This is a genomic window from Bradyrhizobium sp. BRP56 (genome assembly GCF_020194035.1).
GTDB lineage: Bacteria > Pseudomonadota > Alphaproteobacteria > Rhizobiales > Xanthobacteraceae > Bradyrhizobium > Bradyrhizobium australafricanum.
In genome coordinates, this window is sequence record NZ_JADYVV010000044.1 from 21,879 (window position 1) to 45,703 (window position 23,825).

Sequence of the window (23,825 nt, forward strand, 5' to 3'; positions counted from 1 at the left end):
TCGAATTTGCCGAAATTGGCGACATTAGCTGGCGGCGGCGCTTGTCGATTTGTCGAGCGCCGGGCTGACGCGGGCGAACCGCACCACGAAGCGGGTGCCCTTGTGGCCGGGGTCGCGCTCGACGCTGGCATCGAGCTTGGCTGCCATCGCGCTGACGATCCGCTGGCCCATGCCGGTGCCGCGCGGATCGGTCTTGTCGGAAAAGCCGACCCCGTCGTCGCTGATCGCGAGCTGCAGATCGTCGCCTTGCGGCTTCAGCTCGACATGGATCGGGCCGGCGCCGTCGGGATAGGCGTATTTCACGGCGTTCATCACCAGCTCGTTGACGATGATGCCGATCGCGACCGCGCGGTCGGGATCGATCTCGATCGGGTCGGCCTTCAAGGTCAGCCGCGACATCTTGTTGCCTTCGGCCGATCGCCGGAGATCCTCGAGCAGCGCCTCGAGATACTGGTTGAGCATCACCGTCTTGAAGTCGTGCGAGGTGTAGAGGCGGCGGTGCACCTGTGCAACGGCCGCGACGCGCCCCATCGCGTTGGTGAGCGCGGCCTTCACATCCTGTTGGGTCGCGGAGTTGGCCTGCAGATGCAGCAACGAGGCAATGATCTGCAGCGAATTGCCGACGCGATGATTGACCTCGCGGAGCAGAACCTCACGCTCTGCGGCGAGCGCGGCGTAGCGGTCGCGCGAGGCGTGCACCTCGGCCTCGGCCTCGTCGCGCGCCTTCTGGAGCGCGGCCTGCCGGATCGCGCCGTTCACCGCGACCTGGAGCAGGGGGATGAATTCGCCCCTGACGTCCTTGACCAGATAGTCCGCCGCGCCGGCCTTCAGTGCGGTGACGGCGATCGCCGAATCCTGCGAGGCGGTGACGAACACCACCGGCGGAGCGTCCGGTATCTTGAGGATCTGCTCCAGCGTCTCCAGCCCGTCGAGGCCGGGCATGTACTGGTCGAGCGCGACGACGTCGATGCCGCCCTGGGCGAGCCGGTCGAGGCCTTCCTGGCCGCTAGCGGCGTGCACGACCTTGTAGCCCGCGCGCGTCAGCCCGCGTTCGACGAGGCGCGCCAGCGCCGCGTCGTCGTCGATGTAGAGCAGTGTCGGCGTTGCGCTGGTCATACGGAAGCCGGCGGCACCTGAATCACGGAAAAGAACAAGCCAAGCTGACGAATGGCGTTGGCGAAGCTTTCGTAGTTCACCGGCTTGGTGATGTAGACGTTGCAACCCAGCTCGTAGCAACGCTTGATCTCCTGGGAGTCGTCGGTCGTGGTCAGCACGACCACCGGCGTCGACTTGAGATATTTGTTCTCCTTGACCCGCCTCAGAATATCGATGCCGGTCATGTCGGGCAGATTGAGATCGAGCAGGATCAGCAGGGCCTGGCCCTTGCGCTCGACGGCGCTGCCATCCTTGCCGAACAGGTAGTTGACCGCCTCTGTACCGTTGGTGAACGGGATGATCTCATTGTTGACACCCGAGCGCCGGATATTCCGCTCAATCAGGCGGGCATGGCCCTCGTCGTCCTCGATCATGATGATGGTGACTGGATCACTCATGTCACTTTGTCCCGGTTCTTGCCTGACCAATTGATAGGCAGCGTGATCGTGAAGGTGCTGCCGTTGTGAAGTTCCGATGCTACCGACATGGTGCCGCCCAGTCTGCGCACAAGTGCGCGGACATGGGCAAGCCCGATGCCCTGACCGGGCTTGTCCTGGGTTCCGGCCCGACGGAACAAATCGAAGATGCGCTGGTGGTCCTTCGGATCGATGCCGCGGCCGTTGTCGGTGACTTCGAAGATCGCGAAGCCGAGCTTGGTGCGGCCCTCGATCGAAATCTCGCCGGGAACGCCGTTCCTGAGGTACTTGAGTGCGTTGTCGACCAGATTGGAGAAGATCTGCTCCAGCGCGAGACGGTCGCTGACGATATTGGGCAGCGCGCCGACCTCGACGGTCGCATTGGCCTCGACGGCCTGGTGAGCCATCGTCTTGACGATGCCGTCGATCAGCTCGCGCAGATCGATGCGTTCGGGCTTGAACTCGCGGCGGCCCTCGCGGGTGAGATTGAGGATCGCACTGATCAGGCGATCCATCTTGGCGATCGACGATTTGATGAAGCCGAGCGATTCGTTGAAGTCGTCGGATAGCTGCTTGTCGGAGCCTTCGAGCTCGGGCTCGGCCACATCGGTCGCGTCTTCCGGCATCGCCGGCGCCAGCGAGGCGGCGCGATTGAGCGTGGCGATCCGCTTGAAGATGTCGCCGCGCAGTTCCTCGAGCTCGCTGGTGAAGCCCATGATGTTGACCAGCGGCGAGCGCAGATCGTGGCTGACGATATAGGCGAAGCGCTGGATTTCCTCGTTGGCCTCGCGCAGGTCGGAGGTGCGCTCGTCGACGATGGTTTCGAGATTGACGTTGCTGTCGCGCAACCTGGCCTCGGCCTCGTCGCGCGCCCGCGACGATCGCCGCAGCAGCACCACCGAGAGAGCGGCGAGCGCCAGCACCATGCAGGAGCCGGCGATCGTGACGGAGGAGGCCAGCACCTGGGTCTTGTCCGCCGTCGCGGTGCGCAGCGCCAGCAGACGATCCTCCTCGGTGCGGATGTCGCGGGCGATCCGGACGATCGCCTCCACCGCATCGGTCGATGTGGTCTTGCGCAGGACGTCGATGCTGGTCGCCGTGTCGTTGTTCTTGACGCGCTCGATGCTGAGCGCGAACTCGGCCAGCCGCTGCTCGACGGCGGCCTTGAGCTTCGCGGCATTGGCGACCTGCGCCGGATTGTCCACGGTCATCATCTGAAGATGGTTGAGCGCGGCAGGGACTCCCGCTGCCGCGGACTGGTACTCGGACAGGTATTGTGGTGCTGATGTCAGCAGATACGCCCTGGTCGCGCTTTCGGCGCGCCTGACGTCGAGCAGCAGGTTGGCAATCTGGCTGTCGGTCTCGACGGTGTGAATCACCCAGGCGTTGTCCTCGCGCGCCTTGTTGACCAGCAGGACGGACGCCACGCTGACCGCGACCAGCACGAAAAATCCCGCCGACAGCAGGAGGATCTGTAACGTCGATCGGCGTCGTGAAACGACCGTCACGACGATCTCGCTATGGGAGTGGGATTCAACGCGTCCCCGTGGAAAGCCAATAACCCTATAGTACGTTTGAGGAAGGGCTGGGTTCCACGGAGTTCCGAACTATTTTGCGGCGTCGGATGGCTGGCCGGCGAGGTACTGCTCCAGCCAGTGAATGTGGTAGTCGCCCTCGATGATGTCGGGCTCGCGCACCAGCGCGCGGAACAGCGGCAGCGTCGTCTCGATGCCGTCGACCACCATCTCGTCCAGCGCCCGGCGCAGCCGCATCAGGCACTCGCCGCGGGTCTTGCCGTGCACGATCAGCTTGCCGACCAGCGAGTCGTAATAGGGCGGGATCACATAGCCCTGATAGACGGCGGAATCGATCCGCACGCCGAGGCCGCCGGGCGGATGGAATTGCGTGATGCGTCCGGGCGAGGGACGGAAGGTCTGCGGGTTCTCCGCATTGATGCGGCACTCGATGGCGTGGCCGATGATCGCGATGTCGTCCTGCTTGGCCGGAAGGTCGCCGCCGGCGGCGATCCGGATCTGCTCCAGCACCAGATCGATATCGGTGATGCTTTCGGTGACGGGATGCTCGACCTGGATGCGCGTGTTCATTTCGATGAAATAGAACTCGCCGTCCTCGTAGAGGAATTCGATGGTGCCGACGCCGAGATATTTCATGTCCCGCATCGCCTTGGCGCAGGTCTCGCCGATCCTGGCGCGCGCCGCCGCCGCGAGCACGGGCGAGGGGCCTTCTTCCCAGACCTTCTGGTGACGGCGCTGCAGCGAGCAGTCGCGCTCGCCGAGATGGATGGCGCCGCCGCGGCCGTCGCCGAGAATCTGGATCTCGATGTGGCGCGGCTTCTGCAGGTATTTTTCCAGGTAGACCGCGGCGTCGCCGAATGCCGACTTGGCCTCGTTGGCCGCGGTCGAGAGCGCGAGCGCGAGGTCAGCCTCGGTATGGGCGACCTTCATGCCGCGGCCACCGCCGCCGGCCGCCGCCTTCACCAGCACCGGGAATCCGATGTCCCTGCCGATCGCGAGCGCGTCAGTCTCCGAGGTCACCGCACCGTCCGAGCCGGGCACCACGGGAATGCCGAGGCGCTTGGCGGTCTTCTTGGCCTCGATCTTGTCGCCCATCAGGCGGATGTGCTCGGCCTTCGGTCCGATGAAGCCCAGATTGTGGTCGGCGAGGATCTCGGCGAAGCGCGCGTTCTCGGACAGGAAGCCGTAGCCGGGATGCACCGCGTCGGCGCCGGTGATCTCGCAGGCCGCGAGCAGCGCCGGCACGTTGAGATAGGAATCCTTCGACGGCGGCGGGCCGATGCACACGCTCTCGTCGGCGAGCCGCACATGCATGGCGTCGGCGTCGGCGGTGGAATGCACCGCGACGGTCGAGATGCCGAGCTCCTTGCAGGCGCGCAGCACGCGAAGCGCGATCTCGCCGCGATTGGCTATGAGGATCTTGTCGAACATCGCAGCGCCTGGTGTTGACGGAAGCTATTCAATGATGACGAGCGGCTCGCCGAATTCGACCGGCTGGCCGTCCTCGACGAGAATCTGCGTCACGGTGCCCGCGCGCGGCGACGGGATCTGGTTCATCGTCTTCATCGCCTCGATGATCAGAAGCGTCTGGCCGGCGGAGACCTTGGTGCCGACTTCAATGAACGGCTTGGCGCCCGGCTCGGGCGCCCAATAGGCGGTGCCGACCATCGGCGACGGCACGGCGCCCGGGTGCTTGGCGAGATCGGTCGCAGCCGCAGCCACCGGGACGGCAATGGCGGCCGGTGCGGCAACGCCCGCCACGGAGGCGGCGGGCACCGAGGCCGCGATGCTGATGTTGCGCGCGACGCGGACACGCAGGCCGGCACGCTCGATCTCGATCTCGGTCAGATTGGTTTCCGCAAGCAGCAGCGCGAGTTCGCGAATGAGGGCGCTGTCGTCGCTCTTGGAGTCGTTCTTTTTTGCGGTTGATTTGTCGTCTGGCTGGCGCGCCATGCTCTGTGATCCAAAATCTTTGTCTGGTGACGGGGAACGTCAGGATTGACGATTAAGTCTTTGGCTTGGCGTCGATCTTGACGCCGATCCTGGTGGCGAGGCCGATGATCGCAAGCCGGTAGCCGTCGATGCCGAAGCCGCAAAGTGACGCGAAGGCGGCTTTAGCAGTGAACGAGTGGTGTCGGAAGCTTTCGCGGGCGTGGATGTTGCTGACGTGAACTTCGACCGCGGGGATCTTGACCGCGACCAGCGCGTCATGCAGCGCGATCGAGGTATGAGAGTAGCCACCGGCGTTGATGATGATGCCGACCGCCTTCTTGGCGTGGGCCTCATGGATGAAGTCGATCAGTTCACCCTCGCGGTTGGACTGCCGGCAGTCGGCGCTCAGCCCGAACTGGCGCGCGGTGTCCGCGCACAGCTTCTCGACATCGGCGAGGGTGGCATGGCCGTAGGTCTCCGGCTCGCGCGTGCCCAGCAGATTGAGGTTCGGGCCGTTCAGCACATAAATCGTTCCGGCAGCAGCCATTCCAGAGTTTCCTGCCAAGGGTTCCGGCCAAAGGTTCCGAAGGGGGTCCGACAAGGGGTGGAGTGGGCCGGGTTATAGGTAACAACCGGCCGAAGGGGAAGTCTTTAGGTGAAATCAGAACGTCTTCAACAACTTCCTCCACCCTGTTAGATGACTGTCCTAACCTGCGGAAAATGCTGATTAACCAAATCTTGCGGAAGCCGCCCTCGGCGGGCGCTCCGGCCCGCCATCCACTGCGTGATGCGGGGTGCGGCCGAAAGCAGGACCCCGCCCCGAAGGGGGCGGGGTCGAGATGAAGGCGAGGGCCCGTTTGGGCGCCCTCGCACCGAGGCCGGTTTAGCCCTCGATGATGTAGACGATCTCATGGGTCTCAGGCTGCACGATCACGTAGCGGCCCTTGACCAGGATGAACTGATAGCCGCGCCACTGCGGGTAGATCGTCACGACCCGCTCCGGCACCGGGTAGAAGTGAATGTCAGCCGGAACGCGGGTGCCGACCGCCACATTGAAGTTCACGTTGGTGGCTTCGGTCACGTGCTCCGACTTGATCGCGGTCGTGATCTGGGTGCGCTTCTCGGGCGGCGGAGCCGCGGTGGCCGACGTTGCCGCGTTGCCGGTCGTGGTCTGCGTGCGGCTCGTGTCATTGGTCTGCGCGCGGTTGGGGTCGGCCGGGCTCTTGGTCTGAGCGTTCTGGTTGGTCGTGGCACCGGCACCGCTCTTGTCGCGGCTCTCGGCGTTCATCTTGCCGCTCTTGTCACGCTCCTCGGCTTTCATGTTGCCGGTCTTGTCGCGACCCTCGGCCTTCATGTCCTTCGAGCCCTCCTTGGAGCCCTTGGTCGCTTCGTTCTCCGAGCTCATGCCCTTCGACTTTTGGGTACTGTCCTGCGCACCCTTGGTGGCCGTGCCGGACTTGTCGGACTCAGCTCCCTTGGTGCTCGACTCACCTGTCGTCGAATGCTCGGAACCCTTCATGCCGCTCTTGTCATGCTGCATGGTGCCCGATGACGCGCCACCGGACGGTGCAGACTGCTGCGTGGTCGCACCACCACCGGCCCCGGTTTCCTTGTTGGCGCCGCCGGCGCCCTGTGCGTTCGCGAAACCGGTGCCGGCGATCAAAGCCGCCGCCGCGACCGAAATCAGAAAGCGGTTAGACATCGTAATTCCTCCTCGTTTTTCAGCATTGCCCGCGCCGACAACGGGAGAGCATGTGCGATGTTCCTGTTGATTTGCGGTTCCTTGCGGTTTGTTCTTGAGGTGAATGCGCGATGAACGCGCGAGATGAATGCGCGGCTGCTTCAACCGCAGGCCCAGTCGAACTCCGTGCCCGCATGATCGAGCTGGCCGTTGCCGCCGCCGAAATTGAAGCCGCCGAAATGCTCTTCGATCTCGAGATTAGGTCGCGCTATATTTTCGGCTTCGCGCGACTTGCGTCGTTGGTGACGGCCCTTGGTTGCGACCCGCGCGGAATCGGTTCGGTGGCGGCAACAAAAAATCCGGCTGCATCGCAGCCGGATTTTGTACGCGATGCGCGCTGTCGGAGCGGCGATCAGCAGGTCGCCTTGCCGCAGCGGGCGATGCCGATCTTTTCCTTGAGGTTGTCGACGCCGACGGCGCCGATCACGACCTGCTTGCCGATCACGTAGCTCGGCGTGCCGTTCATGCCCATGGATTCGGCGAGGCGGAAGTTCTCCTCGATGGTCGCCTTCACCTCGGGGCTCGCCATATCCTTCTCGAGTTTCGCCATGTCGAGACCGACCTCCTTGGCGACCGCCAGCGCGCGCGCCTTGTCGGCGGCGCCGCGGCCGCCGAGCAGCTTCTGGTGGAAATCGAGATACTTCTTGCCGGTCGGATCCTGCATGCGCACGGCGACCGCGACCTGCGCGGCCTCGACCGAGCCCTGGCTCAGCACCGGGAATTCCTTCAGCACGACCTTCAGCTTCGGATCCGCCTTCATCAAATCGAGCATGTCGGACATCGCGCGCTTGCAGTAGCCGCAATTGTAATCGAAGAACTCGACGAAGGTGACGTCGCCGTCCTTGTTGCCGAGCATGACGCCGCGCGGCGAATTGAAGATGGTGTCGGCGTTCTTGGCGACGCTCTGCTCATGCTTCTCGGCTTCGGCGGCGGCCTGCCGCTTGCTCAGCTCGTTCATCGCCTCCTCGAGCACCTCCGGGTGCGCGATCAGATAGTTGCGCACGATGGTCTCGATGTCGCCGCGCTGGGTATCCGTGAAGCTCTGCGCGGACGCCGGAAGCGGCGCGGCGCAAACGCCGAGCGCGAGCAGGGCAGGGGCAAGAAAACGAAGCGCTGGCATGACAAAATCCTTGTTCGCGGTGGCTCAAAAAAACGGCGGGGCCGTGAGCCGGTTTCGGTGATCGTTGTATGGAACTACGGTTTATTTCTAGTTGTTTTTCTGACCCGGCATGGGCTTGGCGCTCACAATGTCGTCAGCTTTGACCCAGCCGGGCGTGCCGATCGCGAACCGCGTCTTGGCGCGTGACGCAAGGTCGCGGGCGGTCTTGGTGTCGCCGCGGAGATAGGCGGCCTGCGCCGAGGCGAGGTCGGCCTGGGCATAGTCGCCCTTGCGGCCATAGGCCATCGCGAGCTGGGTATAGCCGAGCGGCGCCTCGGGCTCGCGCGCCACCGCGGCGCGCAGCATGTTGATCGCCTCGTCGGTGTAGGCCTTGTTGTCGGAGGCGACCAGCGCCTGGCCGAGCAGCATCTCGATCAAGGGCGAATTGCTGGAGAGCTGCACCGCGCGGCGCAGCGGCGCGATGGCTTCGGCCGGCCGGCCGCCTTCGAGCAGCGCCTGGCCGCGCAATTCATGGAAATAGGGATTGTTGGGCTGCACCTGGATCAAGCCGTCGATCTGCGCGATCGCCGAGCGCAGATCGCCGTGCAGATAGGTCGTGATCGCGCGTGCATAGCGCGCCGGCAGGCTGGTGTTGGACAGCGGATAGCGGCGGTAGACCGTGTCCTGCCGCTCCATGAAGCCCGAGATCTTGGCGCGCATCATGTCGTGGCGCAGCTGCAGCGCCGGATCGTCCTTCTTGTCCCAATAGGGGCTGGAGCGCGCCAGTTCCTGCAGCGCGGAGACGCGATCGACCGGCATCGGATGCGACTGCAGATAAGGGTCAGCCCCGCGCGAGGCGAACAGGCTCTCGTCGGTGAAGCGCTTGAACGTCTCGTACATGCCCTTGGCAGATTGTCCGGTCGCATTCAGGAACTTGACGCCGGCGCGGTCGGCGTTCTCTTCCTGCTGGCGTTGATAGGACAATAGCGTGCGCTGAATGACCGCTTGCGGCGCCGAGATCGCCGCGGCGCCGGCGCTGGAGAGACCATTGCCGCCGCCGCGGCCGCCCGCACCCGCGGCAAGCGCGCCGACGCCGAGCAGCATCGCGATGATCATCTGGGTCTGGGCTTGCGCCAACTGCTCGCGCATCTTGGCGAGATGGCCGCCGGCGAGGTGGCCGGTCTCGTGCGCCAGCACGCCGATGATCTGGTTCGGCGTCTCCGATTGCAGCAGCGCGCCGTAATTGACGAAGATGCGCCGGCCGTCGGCGACGAAGGCGTTGAACGAGCCGTCGTTGATGATCACGATCTGGATGTTCTGCTTCTCCAGACCGGCGGCGCGCAGGATCGGCCTTGTGTATTCGCGCAACAGCTGCTCGGACTCGGTGTCGCGCAGCACCGGCGGGCCTTTTTGCTGGGCTCGCGCAGGGACCACGGGGCCGACCGCGAGCGCAACCGCAGTCATGAACGCGGTGAGCTTGAAGGTCCTGGTGCGGAGCGCGAGGCGGAACAGCATGGGCGATCTATCGGCGATGACTGGCCGCGCCGGCACAAGTCCGTGTTCCGGGCCCGACCGGATCGGGCGCGTGGCGCAGTCTGTTGTTTTTGCAGTTCTTCTTCACGCGAACCGGGTATTCACTTGGCCTGAAAGCGTTATAAGGAGCCACCGAATGCGGCCAGTCTGGGGCGGCAGCCGGTAACGGGAACCCGAATTCGGCAGCGGCCGTGCAATAGCAGAAATCCATGCGTGAAGCGACACCGAGAGACCGTGTAAGCAGCCTGTTGACAGCGTCCGGACGGAGCGATGTTCCGCCGTTCATGGTGATGGACGTGATGGCGGCCGCCGCGCGAATCGAGGCCGCCGGCGGCCATGTCATCCATATGGAGGTGGGGCAGCCTGCCGCAGGCGCGCCGAAGCCGGCGATCGCGGCCGCGCAGGCCGCGCTTGCGGACGGGCGGATCGACTACACCTCGGCGCTCGGCATTCCCTCGCTGCGCGCGCGCATCGCCCGGCACTATCGCGACACGTATGGTTGCGCGGTTGACGCGGAGCGCATCATCGTCACGACCGGCTCGTCGGGTGGGTTCATCCTGGCGTTCCTTGCGATGTTCGAGCCGGGCGACCGGGTCGCCGTCACCGTGCCAGGCTATCCGCCGTACCGGCATATCCTGACCGCGCTGGGCTGCGAGCCGGTGCTGATCGAAACCTCCGGCGACACCCGCCATGCCCTGACCGGCGAGGCGCTGCTCGCCGCCCATCGCAAGGCGCCGCTGAAGGGCGTGCTGGTCGGCAGCCCCGCCAACCCGACCGGCACCATGATGTCGCGCGAGGCGCTGTCGACCCTGATGGCAGCCGCCGACAGCGCCGGCATCCGCTTCATCTCCGACGAGATCTATCACGGGCTCGACTATGCGTTTCCTGCGGTGACGGCCGCAGAGCTGTCGCCGAACGCGCTCGTGATCAACTCGTTCTCGAAGTACTTCTGCATGACCGGCTGGCGTGTCGGCTGGATGGTGGTGCCCGACGTGCTGGTGCGGCCGATCGAGCGGCTGCAGCAGAACCTGTCGATCTCGGTGCCGACCCTGTCGCAGATCGCGGCCGAAGCGGCGTTCGAAGGCCGCGAGGAGATGGAGGCGATCAAGCGCGGCTATCAGGAGAACCGCCGCATCCTGATCGAAGGCCTGCCGAAGGCCGGCCTGACCAAATTCCTCCCGGCTGACGGCGCGTTCTACCTCTATGCCGACGTCTCCGACTTCACCTCCGACAGCTTCGCCTTCGCCAGCGAGATGCTCGGGAAGGCGCATGTCGCGGCGACCCCCGGCGTCGATTTCGATCCGATCCATGGCCGCGCCTTCATCCGTTTTTCCTATGCACGCTCGGCCGCGGAGATGCAGGAAGCAGTTGCACGGATCGCGCATTGGCTTAAATAGCCCGCGAACTCCAGGAGCCTTCAAACTCCAAGAGCCATCAAGAGCCTTCCGGCGTTCGCTTTGCCTTTCGGATCGGTTTCGCAGCGCAGTGCCGTGGTTTCGCCGGCGCTGTGGCAGGCGGATCTTCGCGGATAAGCGGCAGGGCCCACACAGTTCCATTTGACTTGAACCGCCAAGTTGATCTTGGCTGTTTCCGCCATTTCTGAGGGGGAGTGACACATGGCAACGGCAACCGTTGTCACGGCTGCGCCGGCGAGCGCCGGCAGCAAGCCGTGGTATAAAGTTCTCTATGTCCAGGTCCTGATCGCGATCGTGCTCGGCGCATTGGTCGGCTGGTTGTGGCCGGGCCTTGCCACCAACGAGTGGATCAAGGCGCTCGGCGACGGCTTCATCAAGCTGATCAAGATGGTGATCGCGCCGATCATCTTCTGCACCGTGGTGTCGGGCATCGCCCATATACAAGATGCCAAGAAGGTCGGCCGCATCGGCGTCAAGGCGCTGGTGTATTTCGAGGTCGTCTCGACCTTCGCGCTGGTGATTGGATTGCTCGTCGGCAATCTGATCAGGCCCGGTGCCGGCTTCGGCAATGCGGCGGCGAATGCGCAGGCGGTTGCCGGCTATGCCAAGCAGGCGGAGGCGCAGAAGAGCGTCGACTTCGTGCTGCACATCATTCCCGACACCGTGGTCGGCGCATTCGCGCAGGGCGAGATCCTGCAGGTGCTGCTGTTCTCGGTGCTGTTCGGCTTCGCGATCATGGGCCTCGGCGAGCGCGGCCACACCATCCGCTCGTTCATCGACGACGCCGCGCACGCGGTGTTCGGCGTCATCTCGATCGTGATGCGGGCGGCGCCGATCGGCGCGTTCGGCGCGATGGCCTTCACCATCGGCAAGTTCGGCACCGGCGCGATCCTCAACCTGATGGGGCTGATCGCGACGTTCTATCTGACCGCCGCGCTGTTCGTGTTCGTGGTGCTCGGCATCATCGCGCGGATCGCGGGGTTCTCGATCTTCAAGTTCCTGGCCTACATCAAGGACGAGCTCCTGATCGTGCTCGGCACCTCGTCCTCCGAGAGCGCGCTGCCGTCATTGATGGAAAAGCTCGAACGGCTCGGCTGCTCGAAATCGGTGGTCGGCCTCGTGGTGCCCACGGGTTACTCGTTCAACCTCGACGGCACCAACATCTACATGACGCTGGCGACCCTGTTCATCGCGCAGGCGCTGGGCTTCGATCTCTCCTTCAGCCAGCAGCTCACGATCCTGATCGTGGCGATGCTGACCTCGAAGGGTGCCTCCGGCATCACCGGCGCCGGCTTCATCACGCTGGCGGCGACGCTTGCGGTGGTCGATCCGCGGCTGGTGCCGGGCATGGCGATCGTGCTCGGCATCGACAAGTTCATGAGCGAGTGCCGCGCGCTGACCAATCTGTGCGGCAACGGCGTGGCCTGCGTGATCGTCGCCTGGTGGGAGGGCGAGCTCGACCGCGACAAGCTCAACGCCAATCTCGCCAAGCAGGTCGACCCGACCGACATGGAGACCGCGTTGACGACGGACTAGTTCTCCTTCGTCAGAACCGGTCCAGCCGATACGGCGAGGTGTCCACTGCGGATGCCTCGCCGTTCATCGTTTCGGCCAGCACGCGCGCGGTCGCCGGGCCGAGCGTGAAGCCCTGATGGCCGTGGCCGAAATTCACCCACAGCCCGCGATGGCGCGGCACCGGCCCAAGCACCGGCAGCATGTCGGTCGTGCAGGGGCGGGTGCCGAACCAGGGCTCGGGCTCGACGCGGCTGCCGATCTCGATCAGCTCGCGTGCGGCCGCTTCGGCGTAGCCGAGCTGGATCGGCGTCGCCGGTGCGTCGGGACTGGTCAGCTCCGCGCCGGTGGTGATGCGGATGCCCTTGGCCATCGGCGCCATCGCGTAGCCGTTCGCGGTGTCGACCAGCGGCAGGTCGAGCGAGCGGCCGCCCTGGTAGTGCATGTGGTAGCCGCGCTTGCGCACCAGCGGGATCCGGTAGCCGAACTTGCGCAGCAATTGCGGTGACCACGGCCCGAGCGTGACCACGACATGGGCGGCATCGATCCGGCCGCTGGCAGTGTCGACCGACCAGCCGGACGTCGTCTCCGTCAGCGTCTGCGCATCGCCGCGCAGCAGCGTGCCGCCGAGACGCTCGAACAATCCGGCATAGGCGGAAACAAGCCCGCCGGGGTCCGACACGGTCCAGGGCCCAAGCCAATGAATGGCGCCGGGCAGGTCATCGCGCAGCAGCGGCTCCGCCTTGGCGAGCTCGCGGCCATCGAGCACGCGAAACGTCACGCCGAAATCGCGCTGGTTCTCTTCGGCGATTGCAATGGCCTGTTCGAGCACGGCCGGGTCGCGATGCAGCAGGCGATAGCCGGCGCGGCGGATCAGATTGTCGGCATGGGCGTCGCGGATCAGCGTGTCGTGCTCCGCGGTGGCGTAGCCGATCAAGCGCGCCCAAGCGAGGGTGGCTTCGCGGTGCCGCTCGGGCGTCGAGTTCCACCAATAGCGCAGCAGTGGGCCGGCGTGCTGCGGCAGCGACGCCAGGCGATAGCGCACATCGTTGGTGCGTCCCATCGCGATCCTGGCGAGCGTGGCGGGATCGCGCGGCATCGGGTAGGGCCGCACCGCCTCGCTCTGAATGATGCCGGCATTGCCGTAGCTGGTTTCGCGGCCGGGTTCCTTGCGGTCGACCAGCGTCACCGACCAGCCGCGGCGCTGCAGATGGAGCGCCGTGCTGACGCCCACCATGCCGCCGCCAAGAACGATCGCGCTTTGCATTGGGATCCGTCTCCGTCAGGCTCCGTTACGCCGGCGTCTGACGAACGGATTGCCTGTTCAATAAAAACGCCCGGCGTGAACCGGGCGTTTTGACTTGCAGGTGGTGCTAGTTGCCGCCACCGAAGCGGCGCGACCACCAGCCCTTGCGGGCCGGAGCCTCGGCCGCAGCGGCCGGTGCCGGCTCTGGAGCAGCCGCGGCCGGCTCAGGGGCAGCTTCCTCCGCCGGGCTTTGAACCAGCGCCGCTGATGCCTCGGGCTGTGGGCTCGATGCGAAGTTGACCTTTTCGCGCACCGTCGAGCGGCGACGCTGGGCGCGGTCGCCTTCGGCAGTGTCCTCGGCGGCAGACGCCGCGGCGGTTTCGGGCTCGGGTGCCGCGACCGGCTCGACGGGGGCGACCTCGGTCGGCTGCCACTCCGGCGGCTCGGCCACCAGTTCGGGCTGCGCCAGCGAGGGAGCCGGCTCCGCGTCATGACTATCGAAATCGGCGACTGCGTCGGAGGCCTCCGACGTCGCCGCCGGGCTCAACTCATCGGAGATCGATCCGGCGAGACCGTCATCCGGCCCGCCACTGCCGCGCCGGCGGCGGCCGCCACGGCGTCCACGGCGCCGCGGACGGCGATCGCCATTGCCGGCCTGGTCGTCGCGGGCAGCGCTCTGCTGCTCGTCGCCTTCGTCCTCATCACCTTCGGCATCGGCGGCGGCAACCGCCTCGGTGCCTTCGGGCAGGACATGCATGAGATCGCCGTCCTCGCGCGGCTGCTGGGCGCCTTCACGCGCCTCGCTGCCGCCGCGGCCGCGGCGCCGGCGGCGCCGCTTGCGGCGCTGACCGTCGCCTTCGCCCTCGGCGGAGCCCGATTCATCACCGGCCGCCCGCTCGTCGGCGAGACCCTCGGTCTCGTCGGTCTCGATCTCGGCCTCGTATTCGAACAGTTCTTCCTCGTCATCGGCCTCTTCGGCCTGGGCCGGCGCAGCGGCAGCCTGCGCAGCGAGCAGCGCCTTGGCGGCTTCGAGCGTATGCACCTGCTCGCCGCGGTCGATGATGTAGGACTGCTGACCATGCACCGTGGCGTCCGCGACGATCGACAGCGAAACCCGGAAGGAGTCTTCGAGGTCGCGCAGATGGCCGCGCTTGTGATTGAGCACGTAGAGCGCGACGTCGGTGCGGGTGCGGACCACCAGGTTGTGGGTCGCGCCCTTCATCAGGATTTCCTCGATGCCGCGCAGCAGCTGCAGCGCTACCGACGAGACCGAGCGGACGTGACCGCTTCCGCCGCATTGCGGGCAGGGCTCCGTCGAGCTTTCGAGCACGCTGGCGCGGATGCGCTGGCGCGACATTTCCAGCAGGCCGAAATGCGAGATGCGGCCGACCTGGATCCGCGCGCGGTCCTGGCGCAGGCAGTCGGACAGCTTGCGCTCGACCGCGCGGTTGTTGCGCTTCTCGTCCATGTCGATGAAGTCGATGACGATCAAGCCGGCGAGGTCACGCAGGCGCAATTGGCGCGCGACTTCTTCCGCCGCTTCCAGATTGGTCTTGAGCGCGGTGTCCTCGATATGGTGCTCGCGCGTGGCGCGGCCGGAGTTGACGTCGATCGAGACCAGCGCCTCGGTCTGGTTGATCACGATGTAGCCGCCGGAGCGCAACTGCACGGTTGGCGAGAACATCGCGTCGAGCTGGCTTTCGACGCCCATGCGCGAGAACAGCGGCTGGCCGTCGCGATATTGCTTCACCGCCCGCACATTGGCCGGCATCAGCATCTTCATGAAGTCGCGCGCTTCGCGGTAGCCGGCTTCGCCCGCCACCTGGATCTCGTCGATCTCCTTGTTGTAGAGGTCGCGCAGCGAGCGCTTGATCAGCGAGCCTTCCTCGTAAACCAGCGTCGGCGCCTGCGACTTCAGCGTCAGGTCGCGCACCGTTTCCCACATCCGGATCAGATATTCGAAGTCGCGCTTGATCTCCGGCTTGCTGCGGGAGGCGCCGGCGGTGCGCAGGATGATCCCCATGCCCTCGGGCACGTCGAGATCCTGCACCACTTCCTTCAGCCGCGAACGGTCCTGGGCGGAGGTGATCTTGCGGCTGATGCCGCCGCCGCGCGCGGTGTTGGGCATCAGCACGGCGTAGCGGCCGGCGAGCGACAGATAGGTGGTCAGCGCGGCGCCCTTGTTGCCGCGCTCTTCCTTGACGACCTGCACCAGCATCACCTGCCGGCGCTTGATCACTTCCTGGATCTTGTACTGGCGGCGCGGGCGGAACGGGCGCTCCGGAACCTCCTCGAGCACGTCGTCGCCGCCGACCGACTCGACGACGTCCTCTTCCTCGCCTTCCTCGCCGTCATCCTCTTCGTCATCTTCGCCGACCTCGTCGCCAGGCCCGGTCTCGGGCGCGACCACCTCGGCGAGCGCGCCATATTCGGCGACCGCGTGCTCATCGGCGGCGGCGTGAACCTCGTCGGAAGCCACATGCGGCGCGTCGTCGGCATGCGCGGCGTTTTCCTCGATCTGCTCCTCATGGACCCGCTCGGGCTCATGATTGACTTCGATCGCCTCGACGGTCTCGGGCGCGGCTGACGCAGCGGAGGCTTCGACCACCGCAACGACGGGGTCGGACGGGGCGTCGGCAGCCGCCGCCTCGCTCACCTCGGGGGCGTGGTCGTGATCATGCGCATGATCGTGGTGGTCGTCGTGACCATGATCGTCGTGGTCATGATCATCCTGGCCATGATCATGGTGATGCTCATAGTCCTCGTGATGCGCATGATCATGCGCCTCATGTTCATGGCCTTCGTGGGCGATCACGCCGTGATCGTGGTGCCCGGCGTCATGTTCATGATGCTCGGCATCGACGGGATGTTCGTGAGCCTCGATGGTGGGCAGCGCCTGCGTGTCGTTCGCACCCTCGATCACCTCGCTCTGGACGCGCTCGCCATGGCCGCGGCGACGGGCGTTGCGATGGCGCGACCGGCGGCGATGGCCGCGGTTCTCGTGCTCTTCCTCGGCCTCGCGATGGGCGCGCTCGTCGGCCTCGATCAGCGCCTGACGGTCGGCGACCGGGATCTGATAATAGTCGGGATGGATTTCGCTGAAGGCCAGGAAGCCATGCCGGTTGCCGCCATACTCGATGAAGGCGGCCTGCAGCGACGGCTCTACGCGCGTAACCTTGGCGAGATAAATGTTGCCGCGCAGCTGTTTGCGCTGGGCGGTCTCGAAATCAAACTCTTCGACGCGATTGCCACGGACCACGACGACCCGGGTCTCTTCCGGGTGGGTGGCATCGATCAACATCTTGTTGGGCATTTTGGAGCTCTTGACGGCGGCGGGCGCGGATCATGGCGCGCGCAAACTGCGCCGCCCGGTGACGCGACGGTCCACCTGATTCGGGGGTGAGGGGAAGGCCGAAACGCATCTCGCGGCGCAGCGCCGGACGGGAACTCACCGGGATGATGCGACGGGCGAAGTTTTCACCTCGCGTCAGCGCGATCATTCGGGGGATCCTGGTCGGCAATGCAGTCTGGCGCATTAAGCGTCGGCCCGTCTAAACATGTTGGCGGCGAAAAATACCGCCGTATCTTTTGCTGAAAGCCCCGTCTGGCGCCGAAGCGCCTGCCGGCCATCGCATATCGAGGCCCCAAGGGACCGGATAATCGGTTATGCCTTGTCTCAAACCGTCCCTCTGGCGAGGGAGTGTGCCTGGGACCGGACGCCGCTCGGGCTTGAATCCGCCACTCCGTGTCAGCCGCGCGCGGCGCTGGCTGGGGAGGGACCGGAAAAACACGGCGGGATCTTCGATCAGGAAGGTTCCACCGCTGCACCGGGAGGCTGAACGCGACACAACCGGGAGTACTAGCCGTCAGCACCTCGTACATACGTGGATTGACCGCCGCGTGCAAGGGAAGCGTCACGCCGCCGCAACACTCGGTTCTTTTCGCCGGGGCGTCATTAGGGGGCGATTAACCGTGTGGTTCTAATGCGGTAAGAAGCAGCTGGGAGGCTACGAATCGGGTGGCGAACCGCGCAAAACACCTTGTTTTTCTGGGATGCGGGCTATTTTGCGCCGCAACATCGGTGTTTGCCGTTGCCGGCGCCCCGAGCGCCGCTGAGGGCCCGCAGAACGGCCCGCCGGCACCACCGGCCGCGAGCGCCCCGAATTTCCCGGTCGCATCCGGCGCCAGGCTCGCCGGCGACGCCAAGCAGACCCGATTCATCCTCGACCTCGACCGCAAGATCGAGTTTCGCGCCTTCCCGCTGGCGGACCCCTACCGTGTCGTGGTCGATATCCCGCAGGTCGATTTCCAGCTCGCGGCCGGCACCGGCTCGGCGGGGCGGGGCCTGGTGAAGGCGTTCCGCTATGGCCTCGTGATGCCCGGCGGCTCGCGGATCGTGTTCGACCTGACCGGACCGGTGAAGATCGCCAATTCTTACGTGCTCGACGCCGCCAACGGTCAGCCGCCGCGGCTGGTGCTGGACTTCGAGGAGGTCGACCGCACCAGCTTCGTGCAGTCGCTGGCGCCCGCGAGCCGGCCAGAATCGAAACCGGCGATTTCCGAATCCACCACGGCGATCATTCCGGCCGTCACCTCGGCGGCGCTGCCGCCGGTCGCGGTCACCGACGCGCGCCCGCTGATCGTGATCGATCCCGGTCACGGCGGCATCGACAACGGCACGCAATCCGGCGACCAGACCGAGAAGAACCTGGTGCTGGGCTTTGGCCTTGCCCTGCGCGACCGGATCGAGAAGTCGGGCAAGTATCGGGTGGTCATGACGCGGTCCGACGACACCTTCATCCCACTCAACGACCGGGTGAAGATCGCGCGCTCCCAGTCCGCGGCGCTGTTCGTCTCGATCCACGCCGACGCCCTGCCGCGCCGCGAGGGCGATGCCCAGGGCGCCACGATCTACACGGTGTCGGACAAGGCCTCCGACGCCGAGGCTGAACGGCTGGCGGAGGCCGAAAACAAGGCCGACGCCATCGCCGGCGTGAACCTGACCGACGAGCCGACCGAGGTCGCCGACATCCTGATCGACCTCGCGCAGCGTGAAACCAAGACGTTCTCCAACCGCTTCGCCCGTCTTCTGATGGACGAGATGAAGACCACGGTGCGGATGCACAAGCATCCGCTCAAATCGGCCGGCTTCCGGGTGCTGAAGGCGCCCGACGTGCCGTCCGTGCTGGTCGAGATCGGCTACGTCTCCAACAAGGGGGACCTCGAGCACCTGGTCTCGGAGAGCTGGCGGAACAAGGCGGTCGGCTCGATGGTCCAGGCGATCGACACGTTCTTCGCCAAACGGCTGGCAACTGCCGGGTCGGCAAAGTGAAATCGGCCCGCTGAAAAGCCGGGGCCGTTGCGCCGAAGCCCTAGTTTGGCCACAGCCGCGACGGTATAGACAATGGACCGCAGGTCCGCAGAATCGACCACATTGTCCGGCGGCTCTTGTATATTCGCGTGCGCAAGTGGCTCGCTGGGCCAAAGCTTCGTTGTGTGAGGCTTTCGCACTTTTGGACAGGCGCTTCTGACGACTGAGCGCCGGAGGGTAGGAACGGAACGTCGATAATGCGCCTGCTCGTGCGGTTTATGGGTTTCTTGTTCGCCGCCGGAACCGTCGTGTTCCTGGTCGGTGTCGCCGCCGTCGCTGGCGCCATCTGGCATTTCTCCAAGGATCTGCCCGACTACTCGCAGCTGCAGGACTATGAGCCGCCGGTGATGACCCGCGTGCATGCCGCCGACGGCGCGCTGCTTGGCGAATACTCCAAGGAGCGCCGGCTCTATCTGCCGATCCAGGCGGTGCCGAAGCTCGTGATCAACGCCTTTCTCGCCGCCGAAGACAAGAACTTCTACGAGCACGGCGGCATCGACTATCAGGGCATGGCGCGCGCTGCGATCCTTTATGCGCAGAACTACGGCTCGAACCGTCGCCCGCAGGGCGCCTCGACCATCACCCAGCAGGTCGCGAAAAACTTCCTGCTCACCAACGAGGTCTCGTTCAGCCGCAAGATCAAGGAAGCGTTGCTCGCGATGCGCATCGAGCGCGCCTATTCCAAGGACCGCATCCTCGAGCTCTACCTGAACGAAATCTATCTCGGCCTCGGCGCCTACGGCATCGCGGCGGCGTCGCTGGTCTATTTCGACAAGTCGGTCAACGAGCTGACGATCGCGGAAGCGTCCTATCTCGCCGCGCTGCCGAAAGCGCCGGCGGCGCTGCATCCGGTGCGCAATCGCGACCGCGCGATCGAGCGCCGCAACTATGTGATCGACCGTCTGCTGGAGAACGGCTGGATCAAGCAGGCCGACGCCGACAAGGCGCGCAAGGACCCGCTCAACGTCACCAGCCGCTCGAACGGCGCGCACATCTTCGCCGGCGAATATTTCGCCGAGGAAGTCCGCCGCGACATCTTCGAGCGTTACGGCGAAAAGAAGCTCTACGAGGGCGGCCTGTCGGTGCGCACCACGCTCGATCCCAAGATCCAGGTGATGGCGCGCAAGACCATGGTCGCAGGTCTCGTCAATTACGACGAGGCGCAGGGTTGGCGGGGGGCGCTGCACAAGCTCGACATTTCCGGTGACTGGGGCGTCAAGCTTGCCGATGTGAAGTCGCTGTCCGACATCTCGCCGTGGCGGATGGCCGTCGTGCTCGAGACCAGCGATCAGTCGGCGCGGATCGGCTTCCAGCCGGGCCGCGAGCTCGGCGGCGCGGTCAGCAAGGAACGGCAGACCGGCATCATCACGATGGACGGCGTGCGCTGGGCCAAGACCAAGGGCAAGGCGCCGAGCGCGGTTTCGCAGGTGCTGCAGCCGGGCGACGTGATCTACGCCGATCCGCTGGTGACCAAGGACGGCAACGCGGTCGAAGGCCAGTATCGCCTGCGGCAATTGCCTGAAGTGTCCGGCGCCATGGTGGCGATGGATCCGTGGACCGGCCGCGTGCTCGCGATGGTCGGCGGCTTCTCGTTCGACCAGAGCCAGTTCAACCGCGCGACGCAGGCCTACCGGCAGCCGGGTTCGTCGTTCAAGCCGATCGTGTACTCGTCGGCGCTGGACAACGGCTATACGCCGTCGACCACCGTGATCGACGCGCCGATCGAGATCGATCAAGGGCAGGGCGCCGGCGTCTGGCGTCCGGAAAACTATTCGACCGGCAAATATTACGGCCCGACCACGCTGCGCAACGCGTTGCAGCGCTCGCTCAACACCGTGACGGTGCGCCTCGCGCAGGATATCGGCATGCCGCTGGTCGGCGAATACGCCAAGCGCTTCGGCGTCTATGACGAATTGCCGAACTATCTGTCATATGCGCTCGGTGCCGGCGAAACGACCGTGATGCGCATGGTCACGGCCTATTCGATGTTCGCCAATGGCGGCCGCCGGGTGAAGCCGACGCTGATCGATCGCATCCAGGATCGCTACGGCCATACCATCTTCAAGCACGACACCCGCGAATGCCGCGGCTGCGACGCGCCGGGGGGATGGAAGAGCCAGCCGGAGCCGCAGCTGGTCGACCGCCGCGAACAGGTGCTCGATCCGATGACCGCCTACCAGATCACCGAGATGATGGAAGGCGTGGTCCAGCGCGGCACCGCAACCGTCGTGAAGGAGGTCGGCAAGCCGATCGCCGGCAAGACCGGCACCACCAACGACGAGAAGGACGTCTGGTTCGTCGGCTTCTCGCCCGATCTCGCAGTCGGCGTCTACATGGGCTACGACAAGCCGCGCAATCTCGGCCGCGCCGCCACCGGCGGTCACGTCGCAGCGCCGATCGCCCGCGACTTCCTCAAGCTTGCGCTCGCCGACAAGCCGCCGACACCGTTCAAGGTTCCGGCCGGCATCAAGCTGATCCGCGTCGACGCCAAGTCCGGCATGCGCGCCGGCCCCGGCGACGGCGGCAACACCATCCTCGAAGCCTTCAAGCCGGGCACCGCGCCGCCGGAGAACTATTCGGTCATCGGCGTCGCCGATGCCGACGGGCGCGGCCCAGCACCTGGCCCGCAGCCGTCACAGAATGGGGCACAGCCGGACGGCGGCTTCTTCATGCGTCCGGGAACCGGGGGGCTTTACTAAGGGTCGATCCGGCCAAATCGCCGGGATAGTGCGGCCAAGTCGATTGCGCTTTGCCGCGCCGGTCGCTACATCCCCCGGAACCTTTTTAGCCAACACCTGAAAGACCATGCGCGCGGAAATCGAACGCCTTGTTGAAGAGATCAAGCAGTCAGTCGGGCTGCTGAGGAGGCATCTTTGACGTCGAACAATCGACGGCACGCCTCGCTGAGCTGAACAAGCTCGCAGAAGACCCCAATCTCTGGAACGATCCCCAGAAGGCCCAGCGGCTGATGCAGGAGCGTACCTCACTGGAGGACGCGCTCTCAGGCATCGGCAAGGTCGAGCGCGAGCTCGAGGACAATATCGGCATGATCGAGCTTGGCGAGGCCGAGAACGATGAGGGCGTGGTCACCGAGGCCGAGAAGGCGCTCAAGGACCTCAAGAAGGAGGTCGCCCGGCGCGAGCTGGAGGCGCTGCTGTCGGGCGAGGCCGACAAGTTCGATTCCTATCTCGAAGTCCATGCCGGCGCCGGCGGCACCGAGAGCCAGGACTGGGCGCAGATGCTGCTGCGCATGTACACGCGCTGGGCGGAGAAGCACGGCTTCAAGATCGAGTTCCTCGAAGAATCCCAGGGTGAAGAGGCCGGCATCAAGTCCGCCACCATCCAGATCAGCGGCCACAACGCCTATGGCTGGCTGAAGACCGAGGCCGGCGTGCATCGCCTGGTGCGCATCTCGCCGTTCGATTCCAACGCGCGGCGGCACACCTCGTTCTCGTCGGTGCAGATCTTCCCCGTGATCGACGACAGCATCAAGATCGAGATCAAGGAGTCTGATGTCCGCACCGATACCATGCGGTCGGGCGGCGCCGGCGGTCAGCACGTCAACAAGACCGAGTCGGCGGTGCGCCTGACGCACATCCCGACCGGCATCGCGGTGGTCTGCCAAGCCGGCCGCTCCCAGCACAAGAACCGGGCGCAGGCCTGGGACATGCTGCGCGCGCGGCTCTATGAGATCGAGCTGAAGAAGCGCGAGGAGCAGGCTGCTGCCGATCAGGCCGCCAAGACCGACATCGGCTGGGGTCACCAGATCCGCTCCTACGTGCTGCAGCCCTATCAGATGGTGAAGGACCTGCGCACCGGTGTGCAGACCTCCGACACGTCGGGGGTGCTCGATGGCGACCTCGATGAATTCATGGCGGCGACCTTGGCGCAGCGTGCCTTCGGCACCGGGCCCGGCTCCGTCGAGGATGTGGATTAGCCCATGCCGCGCGTCGCTTTCATCGGATTGGGACGCATGGGTCATGGCATGGCCGGCCGTTACCTCGATGCCGGCTTCACGGTCGCCGTGTGGAACCGGAGCAAGGCCAAGGCCGCGGACCTGATCGCCCGCGGCGCGCTGTGGGCGACCTCGCCGGAGGATGCCGCGATCGACGCCGATGCTGTCGTGACCATGGTCGCCGACGACGAAGCCTCACGCGCGGTCTGGCTGACCAAGGACGGCGCCGCCGCCAACATGAAGGCCGGTACGCTCGCGATCGAATGCTCCACGGTCTCGTACCAGCACACGGTCGAGATGGCGCGCGAACTGCAGAGCCGTGGCTTGGTCTACATCGATTGCCCGGTCACCGGCCTGCCGGAGGCGGCGGCGGCCGGCAAGCTGACGCTGCTGGTGGGCGCTGATCCCGCCGATCTCGATCGGGCGCGGCCGTTCCTAGCGCCGATCGGCAGCACGATCCGCCATTTCGGCGCGGTTGGCACCGGCACTGTGTTCAAGTTGATCAACAACCTGATCGGCGCGGTGCAGATCGCAAGCCTCGCCGAGGGCGTGGCGATCGCCGAGCAGGCGGGCCTCGACATGCAATTGGTGGCCGAGGCGCTGGCGACCGGCGCGGTGGCGAGCCCGCAGGTGATCCGCCACTCCAAGCGGATGATCGACCGCAACTTCTCCGGCGCATCGTTCACCGCGGCGCTGCGCCACAAGGATGCCGACTACGCCGTGCGGCTCGCCGAGACCTTGCTGCCCGGCGTGCCCGTGAGCCGCGCCGCGCTCGCCGCCTACGACAAGGCGAAGGCCCATGCGCCCGACGCCGACGAGGGCCAGATGATCGAGATCGTGTCGCGGCCGAAATAGGCGGGGCCGCCATTCTCGGAAATCGGGTGGGAATATTCGCGGCGCCGCGCTAGTCACCTG

General features: G+C 65.6%; 18 protein-coding genes. 7 read left to right on the forward strand and 11 right to left on the reverse strand.

The window, feature by feature from the left end:
- Nucleotides 1-24: 24 nt before the first annotated feature.
- The 9 genes from I6F38_RS27385 to I6F38_RS27425 form a co-directional block, all read right to left on the reverse strand.
- Nucleotides 25-1,116: a response regulator gene (locus I6F38_RS27385; RefSeq protein WP_225162522.1), complete on the reverse strand. Its 1,092-nt coding sequence runs from the start codon at nucleotides 1,114-1,116 to the stop codon at nucleotides 25-27.
- Nucleotides 1,113-1,553, reverse strand: coding sequence for a response regulator (locus I6F38_RS27390; RefSeq protein ID WP_092084305.1), 441 nt, complete (start codon nucleotides 1,551-1,553; stop codon nucleotides 1,113-1,115). The genes I6F38_RS27385 and I6F38_RS27390 overlap by 4 nt, the downstream gene beginning before the upstream one ends.
- The gene (locus I6F38_RS27395; RefSeq protein WP_225162523.1) at nucleotides 1,550-3,079 is read right to left on the reverse strand and encodes a CHASE3 domain-containing protein; all 1,530 of its coding nucleotides are present in this window, start codon (nucleotides 3,077-3,079) and stop codon (nucleotides 1,550-1,552) included. Before I6F38_RS27395 ends, I6F38_RS27390 begins: the two co-directional genes overlap by 4 nt.
- A 99-nt stretch (nucleotides 3,080-3,178) precedes the next feature.
- Nucleotides 3,179-4,537, reverse strand: a complete 1,359-nt coding sequence (accC, locus tag I6F38_RS27400; RefSeq protein WP_225162524.1) for an acetyl-CoA carboxylase biotin carboxylase subunit — start codon at nucleotides 4,535-4,537, stop codon at nucleotides 3,179-3,181.
- A gap of 24 nt (nucleotides 4,538-4,561) precedes the next feature.
- Nucleotides 4,562-5,059 (reverse strand): acetyl-CoA carboxylase biotin carboxyl carrier protein, encoded by a 498-nt coding sequence (gene accB / locus I6F38_RS27405; RefSeq protein WP_057019993.1) that lies wholly within the window; start codon nucleotides 5,057-5,059, stop codon nucleotides 4,562-4,564.
- Between the two features lie 52 nt (nucleotides 5,060-5,111).
- The gene (gene aroQ / locus I6F38_RS27410; protein ID WP_225162525.1) at nucleotides 5,112-5,585 is read right to left on the reverse strand and encodes a type II 3-dehydroquinate dehydratase; all 474 of its coding nucleotides are present in this window, start codon (nucleotides 5,583-5,585) and stop codon (nucleotides 5,112-5,114) included.
- A 336-nt stretch (nucleotides 5,586-5,921) separates the two neighbouring features.
- Nucleotides 5,922-6,740, reverse strand: a complete 819-nt coding sequence (locus tag I6F38_RS27415) for a DUF1236 domain-containing protein (RefSeq protein WP_225162526.1) — start codon at nucleotides 6,738-6,740, stop codon at nucleotides 5,922-5,924.
- Nucleotides 6,741-7,131: 391 nt separating this feature from the next.
- Complete coding sequence (locus tag I6F38_RS27420) at nucleotides 7,132-7,899, reverse strand: DsbA family protein (RefSeq protein WP_016840097.1); 768 nt, start codon at nucleotides 7,897-7,899, stop codon at nucleotides 7,132-7,134.
- A gap of 87 nt (nucleotides 7,900-7,986) precedes the next feature.
- Nucleotides 7,987-9,393 (reverse strand): M48 family metalloprotease, encoded by a 1,407-nt coding sequence (locus tag I6F38_RS27425; protein WP_225162527.1) that lies wholly within the window; start codon nucleotides 9,391-9,393, stop codon nucleotides 7,987-7,989.
- Between the two features lie 227 nt (nucleotides 9,394-9,620).
- Between I6F38_RS27425 and I6F38_RS27430 the strand changes: the two genes are divergently transcribed.
- Together I6F38_RS27430 and I6F38_RS27435 are read left to right on the forward strand one after the other, a co-directional pair.
- Nucleotides 9,621-10,808, forward strand: coding sequence for an aminotransferase class I/II-fold pyridoxal phosphate-dependent enzyme (locus tag I6F38_RS27430; protein ID WP_225162528.1), 1,188 nt, complete (start codon nucleotides 9,621-9,623; stop codon nucleotides 10,806-10,808).
- 219 nt (nucleotides 10,809-11,027) lie between these two features.
- Entirely contained in the window at nucleotides 11,028-12,362 is a 1,335-nt protein-coding gene (locus tag I6F38_RS27435; protein ID WP_225162529.1) for a dicarboxylate/amino acid:cation symporter, read from the forward strand.
- Between the two features lie 10 nt (nucleotides 12,363-12,372).
- Here I6F38_RS27435 and I6F38_RS27440 read toward each other — a convergent pair whose 3' ends face one another.
- Together I6F38_RS27440 and I6F38_RS27445 are read right to left on the reverse strand one after the other, a co-directional pair.
- Nucleotides 12,373-13,605 carry an FAD-dependent oxidoreductase gene (locus tag I6F38_RS27440; RefSeq protein WP_225162530.1) on the reverse strand — a complete coding sequence of 411 codons (1,233 nt, stop codon included), beginning with the start codon at nucleotides 13,603-13,605 and terminating at the stop codon, nucleotides 12,373-12,375.
- 106 nt (nucleotides 13,606-13,711) lie between these two features.
- Nucleotides 13,712-16,192, reverse strand: a complete 2,481-nt coding sequence (locus I6F38_RS27445) for a ribonuclease E/G (protein WP_346657137.1) — start codon at nucleotides 16,190-16,192, stop codon at nucleotides 13,712-13,714.
- A gap of 69 nt (nucleotides 16,193-16,261) precedes the next feature.
- Here I6F38_RS27445 and I6F38_RS44270 point away from each other — a divergent pair, with 69 nt between their 5' ends.
- From I6F38_RS44270 to I6F38_RS27465, 5 genes are all read left to right on the forward strand, one after another.
- Nucleotides 16,262-16,987 carry a hypothetical protein gene (locus I6F38_RS44270; RefSeq protein WP_346657135.1) on the forward strand — a complete coding sequence of 242 codons (726 nt, stop codon included), beginning with the start codon at nucleotides 16,262-16,264 and terminating at the stop codon, nucleotides 16,985-16,987.
- A gap of 615 nt (nucleotides 16,988-17,602) precedes the next feature.
- Entirely contained in the window at nucleotides 17,603-18,916 is a 1,314-nt protein-coding gene (locus I6F38_RS27450) for an N-acetylmuramoyl-L-alanine amidase (RefSeq protein WP_225162532.1), read from the forward strand.
- Between the two features lie 236 nt (nucleotides 18,917-19,152).
- Nucleotides 19,153-21,654 carry a penicillin-binding protein 1A gene (locus I6F38_RS27455; RefSeq protein WP_137483477.1) on the forward strand — a complete coding sequence of 834 codons (2,502 nt, stop codon included), beginning with the start codon at nucleotides 19,153-19,155 and terminating at the stop codon, nucleotides 21,652-21,654.
- A 106-nt stretch (nucleotides 21,655-21,760) separates the two neighbouring features.
- A protein-coding gene (gene prfB, locus I6F38_RS27460; protein WP_143029616.1) for a peptide chain release factor 2 occupies nucleotides 21,761-22,892 on the forward strand; the annotation gives its coding sequence in 2 pieces (ribosomal slippage) (nucleotides 21,761-21,829 and nucleotides 21,831-22,892; 1,131 coding nt in all).
- A 3-nt stretch (nucleotides 22,893-22,895) separates the two neighbouring features.
- Nucleotides 22,896-23,765: an NAD(P)-dependent oxidoreductase gene (locus I6F38_RS27465; protein WP_225162533.1), complete on the forward strand. Its 870-nt coding sequence runs from the start codon at nucleotides 22,896-22,898 to the stop codon at nucleotides 23,763-23,765.
- The last annotated feature ends 60 nt before the right edge of the window (nucleotides 23,766-23,825 follow it).

Coding starts and splice junctions, on each gene's coding strand:
- I6F38_RS27430 (WP_225162528.1), top strand. CDS start 9,621: ATGCGTGAAGCGACACCGAGAGACCGTGTAAGCAGCCTGTTGACAGCG.
- aroQ (WP_225162525.1), bottom strand. CDS start 5,585: ATGGCTGCTGCCGGAACGATTTATGTGCTGAACGGCCCGAACCTCAAT.
- accC (WP_225162524.1), bottom strand. CDS start 4,537: ATGTTCGACAAGATCCTCATAGCCAATCGCGGCGAGATCGCGCTTCGC.
- I6F38_RS27465 (WP_225162533.1), top strand. CDS start 22,896: ATGCCGCGCGTCGCTTTCATCGGATTGGGACGCATGGGTCATGGCATG.
- I6F38_RS27435 (WP_225162529.1), top strand. CDS start 11,028: ATGGCAACGGCAACCGTTGTCACGGCTGCGCCGGCGAGCGCCGGCAGC.
- I6F38_RS27455 (WP_137483477.1), top strand. CDS start 19,153: ATGCGCCTGCTCGTGCGGTTTATGGGTTTCTTGTTCGCCGCCGGAACC.
- I6F38_RS27420 (WP_016840097.1), bottom strand. CDS start 7,899: ATGCCAGCGCTTCGTTTTCTTGCCCCTGCCCTGCTCGCGCTCGGCGTT.
- I6F38_RS44270 (WP_346657135.1), top strand. CDS start 16,262: ATGCGCATGATCGTGGTGGTCGTCGTGACCATGATCGTCGTGGTCATG.
- I6F38_RS27425 (WP_225162527.1), bottom strand. CDS start 9,393: ATGCTGTTCCGCCTCGCGCTCCGCACCAGGACCTTCAAGCTCACCGCG.
- accB (WP_057019993.1), bottom strand. CDS start 5,059: ATGGCGCGCCAGCCAGACGACAAATCAACCGCAAAAAAGAACGACTCC.
- I6F38_RS27390 (WP_092084305.1), bottom strand. CDS start 1,553: ATGAGTGATCCAGTCACCATCATCATGATCGAGGACGACGAGGGCCAT.
- I6F38_RS27415 (WP_225162526.1), bottom strand. CDS start 6,740: ATGTCTAACCGCTTTCTGATTTCGGTCGCGGCGGCGGCTTTGATCGCC.
- I6F38_RS27385 (WP_225162522.1), bottom strand. CDS start 1,116: ATGACCAGCGCAACGCCGACACTGCTCTACATCGACGACGACGCGGCG.
- I6F38_RS27440 (WP_225162530.1), bottom strand. CDS start 13,605: ATGCAAAGCGCGATCGTTCTTGGCGGCGGCATGGTGGGCGTCAGCACG.